The 8,936-nt window shown below is 65.2% G+C and carries 8 protein-coding genes; 7 read left to right on the forward strand and 1 reads right to left on the reverse strand.

Features of this window, described 5'->3' with window-relative positions; all coding sequences use genetic code 11:
- Positions 1 to 298 precede the first annotated feature (298 nt).
- On the forward strand, positions 299 to 1,432 hold the full coding sequence (locus HL671_RS37575; RefSeq protein WP_012045244.1) for a glycosyltransferase family 2 protein: 1,134 nt from the start codon (positions 299 to 301) through the stop codon (positions 1,430 to 1,432).
- Positions 1,429 to 2,946 carry a glycosyltransferase family 39 protein gene (locus HL671_RS37580; protein ID WP_172244178.1) on the forward strand — a complete coding sequence of 506 codons (1,518 nt, stop codon included), beginning with the start codon at positions 1,429 to 1,431 and terminating at the stop codon, positions 2,944 to 2,946. Before HL671_RS37575 ends, HL671_RS37580 begins: the two co-directional genes overlap by 4 nt.
- A gap of 6 nt (positions 2,947 to 2,952) precedes the next feature.
- Here the strand turns inward: HL671_RS37580 and HL671_RS37585 are convergent, their stop codons facing one another.
- Positions 2,953 to 3,753 carry an FkbM family methyltransferase gene (locus tag HL671_RS37585; RefSeq protein WP_172244181.1) on the reverse strand — a complete coding sequence of 267 codons (801 nt, stop codon included), beginning with the start codon at positions 3,751 to 3,753 and terminating at the stop codon, positions 2,953 to 2,955.
- 500 nt (positions 3,754 to 4,253) lie between these two features.
- Here HL671_RS37585 and HL671_RS37590 point away from each other — a divergent pair, with 500 nt between their 5' ends.
- From HL671_RS37590 to HL671_RS37605, 5 genes are all read left to right on the forward strand, one after another.
- On the forward strand, positions 4,254 to 5,453 hold the full coding sequence (locus HL671_RS37590; protein ID WP_172244184.1) for a DUF2778 domain-containing protein: 1,200 nt from the start codon (positions 4,254 to 4,256) through the stop codon (positions 5,451 to 5,453).
- A gap of 467 nt (positions 5,454 to 5,920) precedes the next feature.
- Entirely contained in the window at positions 5,921 to 6,109 is a 189-nt protein-coding gene (locus HL671_RS37595; protein WP_041750873.1) for a hypothetical protein, read from the forward strand.
- Between the two features lie 70 nt (positions 6,110 to 6,179).
- Entirely contained in the window at positions 6,180 to 6,716 is a 537-nt protein-coding gene (locus tag HL671_RS37600) for an HNH endonuclease (RefSeq protein WP_012045240.1), read from the forward strand.
- Positions 6,717 to 7,111: 395 nt separating this feature from the next.
- Positions 7,112 to 7,243 carry a hypothetical protein gene (locus HL671_RS38870; protein WP_283813116.1) on the forward strand — a complete coding sequence of 44 codons (132 nt, stop codon included), beginning with the start codon at positions 7,112 to 7,114 and terminating at the stop codon, positions 7,241 to 7,243.
- A 194-nt stretch (positions 7,244 to 7,437) separates the two neighbouring features.
- Positions 7,438 to 8,778 carry an RtcB family protein gene (locus HL671_RS37605; protein ID WP_172244187.1) on the forward strand — a complete coding sequence of 447 codons (1,341 nt, stop codon included), beginning with the start codon at positions 7,438 to 7,440 and terminating at the stop codon, positions 8,776 to 8,778.
- The last annotated feature ends 158 nt before the right edge of the window (positions 8,779 to 8,936 follow it).

Consider the following 8,936-nt stretch of genomic DNA (forward strand, 5'->3'; position numbering starts at 1 on the left):
CGTCAGCTAACGGAATCCATTTATGAGTACAGAACCTAGGCCGTTTCGGCCCTTGCAATCCGGCCGGGGCACCCCATCTAGAGAGAGACGGTGACGTCGAGCTTTGGGGCTCCGGCACCGAGACGACCACGGCAGAGCGGTTGCGCCGGATGTACGCGCGCCCTTTGTTTGTGGTCGTTGGCATTTGTGGCGCCCGCATTGGGGCGGTGCAAGGCGGCACCACAGGCCGGTCTTTTGCACCTCCCGTCGGCTGTGGCGCTTGGCAGTGTGGGATGCGGCAGATATACGCATCCGCACCATGAACGAAGCCCTCAGACCGGCCCCGCCTGTGTCGCCGCAACCCTCTGATATTCCGATCGTTTCGGTGGTCGTCCCGACCTTCAATGAGCGCGACAATGTCACCACGCTGTACCGGCGGCTGGAGACGGCGTTCAAGGATGTTCCCTGGGAGGTCGTGTTCGTCGACGATAATTCCCCGGACGGGACCTGGCAGGTGGTGCGTGACTTGTCGCGCAATGACCCCCGTGTGCGCTGTATCCGCCGCATCGGCCGCCGCGGCCTGTCCGGCGCCTGCATCGAGGGCATTCTTGCCGCCAGCGCGCCGTTCGCGGCGGTGATCGACGCCGACCTGCAGCATGACGAGACCCAACTGCCGAAGATGCTGGCGCTGCTTCAGAGTGGCGCGGCCGAACTGGTCGTCGGTAGCCGCTATATCGAGGGCGGCAGTGCCGCGAGCTTCGACAGCAAGCGGGCCGGGGCCAGCGCCTTCGCCACCGAGATCGCGCGGCGCGCGCTCAAGGTCGAGGTCAACGATCCCATGAGCGGCTTCTTCATGATCCGCCGCGATCGCTTCGAGGAGATCGCGCCGAAGCTGTCGACGCAAGGGTTCAAGATCCTGCTCGACATCATCGCCAGCGCCGAGGGCGGCCTGCGCACCGTCGAGGTGCCCTATACGTTCGGCTCGCGCCTGCATGGCGAGAGCAAGCTCGATTCCATGGTCGCGCTCGACTTCCTCGGTCTCGTCCTTGCCAAGATGACCAACGACGTGGTGTCGCTGCGCTTCCTGCTGTTCGCGATGGTCGGCGGCACCGGCCTGGTCGTGCATCTCGCCACGCTGTTTCTCGGTCTCAATCTGTTCGACCTGCCGTTCGCGGAAGCGCAGGCGCTCGGTGCTTTCGTCGCGATGACCTCGAACTTCATCCTCAACAACTTCCTCACCTATCGGGACCAGCGGCTGAAGGGTCTCGCCATCCTGCGCGGCCTGCTGATGTTCTATCTGGTCTGCTCGGTCGGCCTGCTCGCCAATGTCGGTGTCGCCTTCTCGGTCTATGATCAGGAGCCGATCTGGTGGCTGGCGGGCGCGGCCGGCGCGCTGATGGGCGTGGTCTGGAATTACGCCATCTCCGGACTGTTCGTCTGGCGCAAGCGATGACCCCTGCGGCAGGCGCCGACGACGCCCGCTTCGTCCGTAATGTCTGGCTGACCGTTGCGGGCCTCGTCGTGCTCCGGTTGATCGCCGCAGCGGTCACGCCGATCACCTTCGACGAAGCCTATTACTGGATGTGGTCGAAGCATCTGGCGGGCGGCTATTACGACCACCCGCCGATGGTCGCATGGGTAATCCGGCTCGGTACGCTGCTCGCCGGCGACCGCGAGCTTGGCGTGCGCCTGGTCTCGGTCCTGCTCGGTCTGCCGATGACCTACGCGGTCTATCGCAGTGCTGAGATCCTGTTCGGCAGCGTGCGGGCGGCCGCGACTGCGGCGCTGTTGCTCAACGTCACCTTGATGGCGGCGGTCGGCACCCTGATCGTCACGCCCGATGCGCCGCTGCTGGTGGCATCGAGCTTCGTGCTGTTCTTCTGCGCCAAGGTCCTGGAGACCGGCAGGGGCGTCTGGTGGCTCGCCGTCGGTGCGGCGGTCGGCGCGGCGCTGCTGTCGAAATACACCGCGATGTTCTTCGGCGCGGCCATCCTGATCTGGCTTGTGGCGGTGCCGAAGCTGCGGCCCTGGCTGGCGTCGCCCTGGCCCTATCTCGGCGGCCTCCTGGCGTTTGCGATCTTCTCGCCGGTGATCCTGTGGAATGCCGATCATCAATGGGTGTCGTTCATCAAGCAGCTCGGCCGTGCCCGGATCGAGGACTTCCGTCCCGTCTACATCGCTGAGCTGATCCCGACCCAGTTCGCCTTCGCAACGCCGCTGGTCTTCATTCTCGGCGTCATGGGGCTGTATGGACTCGCGCGGCGCCAGGCAGGCGAGGCGCCTGCGCGCGTGCTGGTCGAAGCCATGGTCTGGCTCATCGTGGCCTATTTCTGCTGGCATTCGCTGCATGCCAGGGTCGAGGCGAACTGGTTCGCGCCGATCTATCCGGCGTTCGTCGTGGCGGCGGCCGCCGCCGCGCACCTCGTCGTCTGGCACCCGCGCGAGCAGCGCACCGTGGCGTTCTGCCTGCGCTGGGCCGCGCCCGCCGGCATCGTGATGTTCGTCGCGCTGATCGTGCAGGCCAATACCGGCTGGCTGTCAGGCTACCGGCGCGATGCGACCGTGCGCAGCGTCGGTGTCGGCTGGCAGCCACTGGCCGCCGCGGTCGAGGACGCGCGCAAGCGCGCCGGCGCGTCCTGCGTGCTGGCGATGGATTATGGCACCACGGCGTGGCTGTCGTTCTATCTCCCGAAGGGCACCTGCGTGCTGCAGCCGATCCAGCGCATCCGCTGGGTGAATTTTCCGGAGCCCGATCCGCGACAGCTTTCAGGCACGCAATTGTTCGTCGATGAGGCGCAGATCGGCCTGCGGTTCTACGTCACCGAGACCTTCGCCGCGATTGCCAAGATCGGCGAAGCCGAACGCCGGCGCGGCCCGCTGACGATCGAGACCTACGCATTCTATGCGGTCAGCCGGCCGCAGCGCGAGGTCCTCGACCGCACGCCGCCGCCGGAGCTGCAGCGCTGACCTGCCTCAAGCCTGCTGCGGAATGATGTCGGGCAGCGCCTTGTCCTGCCCATGGATCGCGACCATGTTGATGCCGGCGTCGACGATTCTGTAGCCGCGGCGATCGAGCCATTGCCGCAGCGCCTCCGCATCGGTCTTGATCTTCTCGATCAGCATGATCGGCGCGCAGCGCTCGATCGTCGCCGCAGCACCTTCGAGTGCCTCGAGCTCCATGCCCTCGACATCGAGCTTGATCAGGTCGCAGCGCGGCAGGTTGAAATCGTCGAGCGGAAGCCTGCGCACCTGCACGGTGTCGTTGGCGTAGTCGATGGCCTGGCCGATGAATTCGGTATTGGGACGTTGGCGGAGCTCGAGGCTGCCGAAGCTCGATGGCGTCAGATAGTTCGGGCTGGGGATGTCGAGCACGCCGCCCTCCGAGGACACTGCCGCGTGGATGGCGATCGCGTTGAAGCAGTTGTTGATCGCGATGTTGCCGGCGAGCGCGTAGTAGATGCGCTCCTGTGCCTCGATCGAGAGCACCGATCCCCAGCCGGTCATCGCCTTCGCCCATTCGACGGTGTGGACGCCGATATTGGCGCCACAATCGATCGCGACCGCGCCATCACCATAATGACGACGACGCACGCCGAGCATGCGGACCGCGAGCTGGATCTCGGCGGGATCGAAGGCGCCGGTCTCGAGCATCTGATAGCCGACGCCGTAGCCTCGGTTGGCGTCGACCATGCGATAGTCGAGCCGGTTGACGATCATGGTGCCGTGATTGGTGGCGGCGAGCACAAAGGCAAGCTTGCGGTCGGCGGTCTGCATGAGGGCCTCTTCAATGGTCGCGGCAGGGGCGGACGCAATACGATTGCCGACGGAATGTTGTTGGGAATCGTTCACTACCATATTGCCGCGGCTGGTCGCAGCTCCGGGACTCCGGATTGTTACGGATGGTCCCCCGCGCGGCCGTCGTCGTCATGGCTCCGCGACTGTCGCCGCTTGTCGAGAGCCGATCGCTGGTGTCCGCCGCGCTGGCTCATTGGTTAACGAGACCGGTGGCTTCTGATGAATGCTCTGGGACAGAAAACAGCCGCGACTCCGCAATTGTCCGGGCGGTTTTCTGGGGGCTCACGGTCGTTTTGCCCTGTTTCTGCCCTGTTTTCCGGCAAAACAACCCTTCATGGTTAACTCGCCCCTAATTCGCCAAAACTTAATCAGCATTTAACTAAAAGTCGCCTTAATGAAGCTCTGTGCTTCTGCGAGATGCAAGTGGTAACCCGCGACGCATCGAGCCGAATAGTCAAGTCTTCGTTCGGGCGTGAGTGATGAGTAACAGTCGAGCTGCGTTGGCCGCACGAAACCGCAGGAAGTCCTCCCTGACAGCGTTCTCTCACAAATTGATCGGTGGCGCGGCAATCGCATGCCTGATCGGGGGCTGCGCTGTGACGGTCTACACCAAGATCATCGCGGCCGATGCCTATCCGACCTTGGGCAGTATCGAGCAGGATGAGCCGGTCGTGCGTCCGGCGCCGCGGCTGGCCACGCGCAGCGCGTCGGATGCCGTCAGCGACGCGTTCTCCGCCTTCCCGCAATCGGCGCCGGTGACCAGCGTCGCAGCGATCACTCCGCAGATGTTCAACGACCGCTTTGGCGCGGCCGTGCCACAGGGTGTCGCCTCCAATGCAGCCGCTGGCGCGCCGCCGCTGCCGAAGTTCGCCGAGGCCGCCCCGCTTCAGCCTGAGACAAAGCAAGCTGAGACAAAGCAAGCGGAGACCAAGCAGGCAGAGACGAAGCCGGCCGAGCCCGCCAAGGTCGCCGAGGCCCCGAAGAAGGACGCCCGCCCGCCGATGCGGCTGGCGCTCGCCAACACCAATGCCAAGCCGACGGCTCAGCCGCAGGCCGCCACGCCTGCCCAGGCAGCCGAGGCCAATGGGCCAAAGGACGGCTTCTCGCTGCGGGCGATGACCGAGCGCGCGAAGGCCGCGGTGCTGTCGATCGCCGGCGAGCGGCATTCGATCCAGGAGAAGCTCTGGGGCAAGCCGGAGAACCAGGATGGCGGTCTGCTGGCCTATGCCTCGGCTGATTCCAACATCACCGCGACGATGGCCAAGGACCCCACCAGAGGCGGCCGTCCGCCTTATGATCTGAGCACCGCGGTCTATGACATCTCGGCCAAGGCGGTCTACCTGCCGGACGGCACCAAGCTCGAGGCGCATTCGGGCCTGGGCGAGAACCTCGACAATCCGCACTCGGAAAAGATCAAGATGCGCGGCGTCACGCCGCCGCACATCTATGAGCTCAAGCCGCGCGAGGCGCTGTTCCATGGCGTGCCGGCGCTGCGGCTGAACCCGATCGGCGGCGAGGACGCCATCCATGGCCGTAACGGCCTGCTGGCGCATACCTTCATGCTCGGACCGAACGGTGACTCCAACGGGTGCGTGTCGTTCCGCGACTACTACGCCTTCCTCGATGCCTACAAGAACAAGGGCATCCGCAAGCTCGCCGTCCTCGCCCGCATCGACTGAGCGCACACGCGTTCTTCGGTCGGCATTCCGTGACGGGCCAAAGCGCGCGGGCTCTCGACGGGGTGTGGGACTTTGACGCGACGCCAGTCGCGTCGGCGACGCTTATCAGGGACAGTGCTGGGGAGGGGAGTGTCGGCGCCGGACAGATGTCGCGGCGGCGTTGTGATTCGCCTGCAGCTTGACGGCTGCAAAGAAATCTGCGCATAGCTCTGCCCCATCGCAATGACCGCCGCCATTGTCGGCGCGCTCTTGAGGACCACGACCGTGTTGAGCCTACGCTCACATCTCGCGAACGCCGCCACCAACGAACGACCGTTTAATCGGTCGGGCGATTGGTCGGGCATGCGTGTCGCCTGTCAAGGTCCGAAAGGTCTGTTGACGGTCCTGACCTGGTCGGGACCCCGGATTCCAACAAGAGCATAACAGCGGCGGGACCTCACCCTCCGCACCATCGAGCGGAGGGTCCGATGACCCGGACAAGCAGCGAACACATCGACACTTGCGACATTGCGCGCCTGCTGGCTTCGCCGGTGGCGACAGCCTTCGTGCGCATCGTGATGTCGTGCCGCGGCGTCACCGAGGCACGCGCCCGGCAGATCTATCTCGACTACATCAACCGGGTCGGGCCCGCCGGCGCGCCGTCGGCGCCCGACTGATCGCTCGCGTCCGGACCGTCATCCGCGCGCCAACGAATCTCGTTACGGTTCAATGCAAAGGAGGTCGACGATGTCAGTGCCTCATCCAGCTCTCGTTCTCAACGCCGACTTCCAGCCGCTGAGCTACTTCCCGCTCTCGGTGTTCAGCTGGGAAGACGCGATCAAGGCTGTCGTCAGCGAATCTCACGTTGTCGTCGCGGAATACGATCGCGTCGTTCGCAGCCCGAGCGTCACGATGCGGCTGCCGTCGGTGATCGCGCTGCGCGATTATGTCAGGCCGGCGATGCGCGTGCCGTTCACGCGCTTCAACGTCTTCCTGCGCGATCGCTTCACGTGCCAATATTGCGGCGGCCGTTATCTCCATGGCGAGCTGACGTTCGATCACGTGGTGCCGCGCGCCGATGGCGGCGAGACATCGTGGACCAACATCGTTGCCGCCTGCAGTCCCTGTAACGCGCGCAAGGACCGGCGCCACCTCAAGCCGCGGCGGCCGCCGTTCGAGCCGACGCGGCACGAGCTGATGGCAGCACAGCGCCTGTTCCCGCCGCGATTCCTGCACGACACCTGGCAGGACTATCTGTACTGGGACGCGGAGCTGGAGCGGTGACCGCCGCGTAGCCCGGATCAGCCCTCGCCGCCGACCGAAAGCGGCGGTGTGGGCGACATCCGGGGTCTCACGCGGCGCGCGTGTGAGCCCGCATGTCGCTGCGCTGATGCGGGCTACGGGGCGCATGCCATCCCGCGATCGTGGATGGTGAATGGTTCTAATTCGTCAGATGATGGAGCGGATTGGCATCGTCGTAAATTCGGTCTCATTATTTCGGATGAACCCGCTACGCGGCTGCCCCCGGAATCCATAACCACGATCGCCCGTGATGTGCGCCGACGATGCCACATCGGCACGATGAAATGTCCGCCACGCGCGTCTCACTTTACAAATTCAATAAATCCTGTAAGAGCACGCGCCAATATTCGTCAGCGGACATCCGCAGCGAGAGAGCCATGCCGAACCCGAACGCAGGACTGATGCAGACCATCGCGCTGCCGCATTGCGGCCGCCGTGATCTGTTCGTGCGCGTGCCGGCGGTCTCCGCAAGCGCCGCGCTGCTACGCACCGATCAACCAGCAGCATAATTGAGGCAGCGGTCCGTCCCTCTGCCTTCGAGGCCAGAGAGACGATCCACTGGGCGACCTCCCTTCGCGGGACAGCATCCTCAAAATCATCTCTCTGCATAATTGGTCATCCGGCCCCGGGGCCGTGTGACGTCAATCGCGGCTGCGCCTGTTGGCGTTGTCGTGTCATGCATGAGCGAGATGAGGAGGATCCGATGCGAGCCGATCCCTACAAAGACCGTGCGCGAGAGCTGGCCATCGAGGCCGGGCTCGATCCGGATGCGCGGATCGAGCGGCCCGGGCAGCGCGCGATGCCGTTGTGGTGCACGTTCCGCGACGCCGCGCGCAAGGAGCAGCTCGCGCGCGAGGCCAAGACGCTGGCCGATACGGTCGCGAGCCGGCCGCAGGCGGCGCAGTATCAGAACAGCCCGCTGAAGGTGTTCGGGAGCCACGAGGAGGCAACCATCGCGCAGATGAAGAACTGCATGAGCGTCGGCAATGCTGTCGCCGGCGTGATCTGTGCCGACGGTCACCTCGGCTACGCCCAGCCGGTCGGCGGCGTGATCGCCTATGAGAAGCAGATCAGCATCTCCGGCGTCGGCTTCGACATCGGCTGCGGCAACATGGCGGTGCGGCTCGACACGCAGTTCACCGCGATCGAGGACAAGGTCGGCACGATCATCAAGGACGTGTCGAAGGTGATCTCGTTCGGCGTTGGCCGCAAGAATGCTGAGCGTGTCGAGCACGAGCTGTTCGACGATACCGATGCCTGGCGGGAGTCCGACATGGACGCCTACCGGCAGAAGGCGGTGGCGCAGCTCGGAACGGTCGGCTCGGGCAACCACTATGTCGATCTGGTGCGCGACGAGAAAGGCTTCGTCTGGGTCGGCGTGCATTTCGGCAGCCGTGGCCTCGGCCACACTTCGGCGACGCGCTACCTCAAGGCCGCCGGCGGCAAGGACGGCATGAACGTGCCGCCCGCCGTCGTCGACGAGGAGTCGGAGATCGGGCAGCGCTACATCGCCGCAATGCAGCTCGCCGGGCGCTATGCCTATGCGGGCCGCGAGTGGGTGGTGGAGCGCGTGCGCCAGATCATCGGCGGCGCGGTCACCGACAGCGTGCACAACCACCATAACTACGCCTGGCGTGAGACCCACGACGGGCGTGATCTGTGGGTGGTGCGCAAGGGCGCCACGCCGGCCTTTCCGGGCCAGCGCGGCTTCGTCGGCGGCTCGATGGGCGACGACGCGGTCATCATCGAGGGCGTCGAGTCGGAGGAGGCGAAAGCCTCGCTGTATTCGACGGTGCACGGTGCTGGCCGTCTGTTCGGACGGCGCGAGGCGAAGCGCCGCTTCACGCGTGTGGAGATGGACGAATGGCTGCAGAGCCGCGGCGTCACCCTGATCGGCGCCGATCTCGACGAGAGCCCGATGGCCTATCGCCGTCTGCCCGAGGTGCTGGCCGAGCACGCCGGCTCGGTGAAGGTCGTGCACACCTTGCGGCCGTTCGCCGTGGTGATGGCCGGCGAGGGCGAGTTCGATCCGTTCAAGGATTGAGCGGATCCAAGTAGCCCGCGTAACCCGCATGAGCGCAAGCGACATGCGGGTTCACCGACGCGGCGCGTGAGACCCCGGATGTCGCCTCCGCCTGCGCCCTGAAGCGCGCAAGCGGAGGCTCATCCGGGCTTCTGTAACGGGCCTTGGTTTGTCAATCC

The sequence above is a fragment of the Bradyrhizobium denitrificans genome, assembly GCF_013179005.1.
GTDB classification, from domain to species: domain Bacteria; phylum Pseudomonadota; class Alphaproteobacteria; order Rhizobiales; family Xanthobacteraceae; genus Bradyrhizobium; species Bradyrhizobium denitrificans.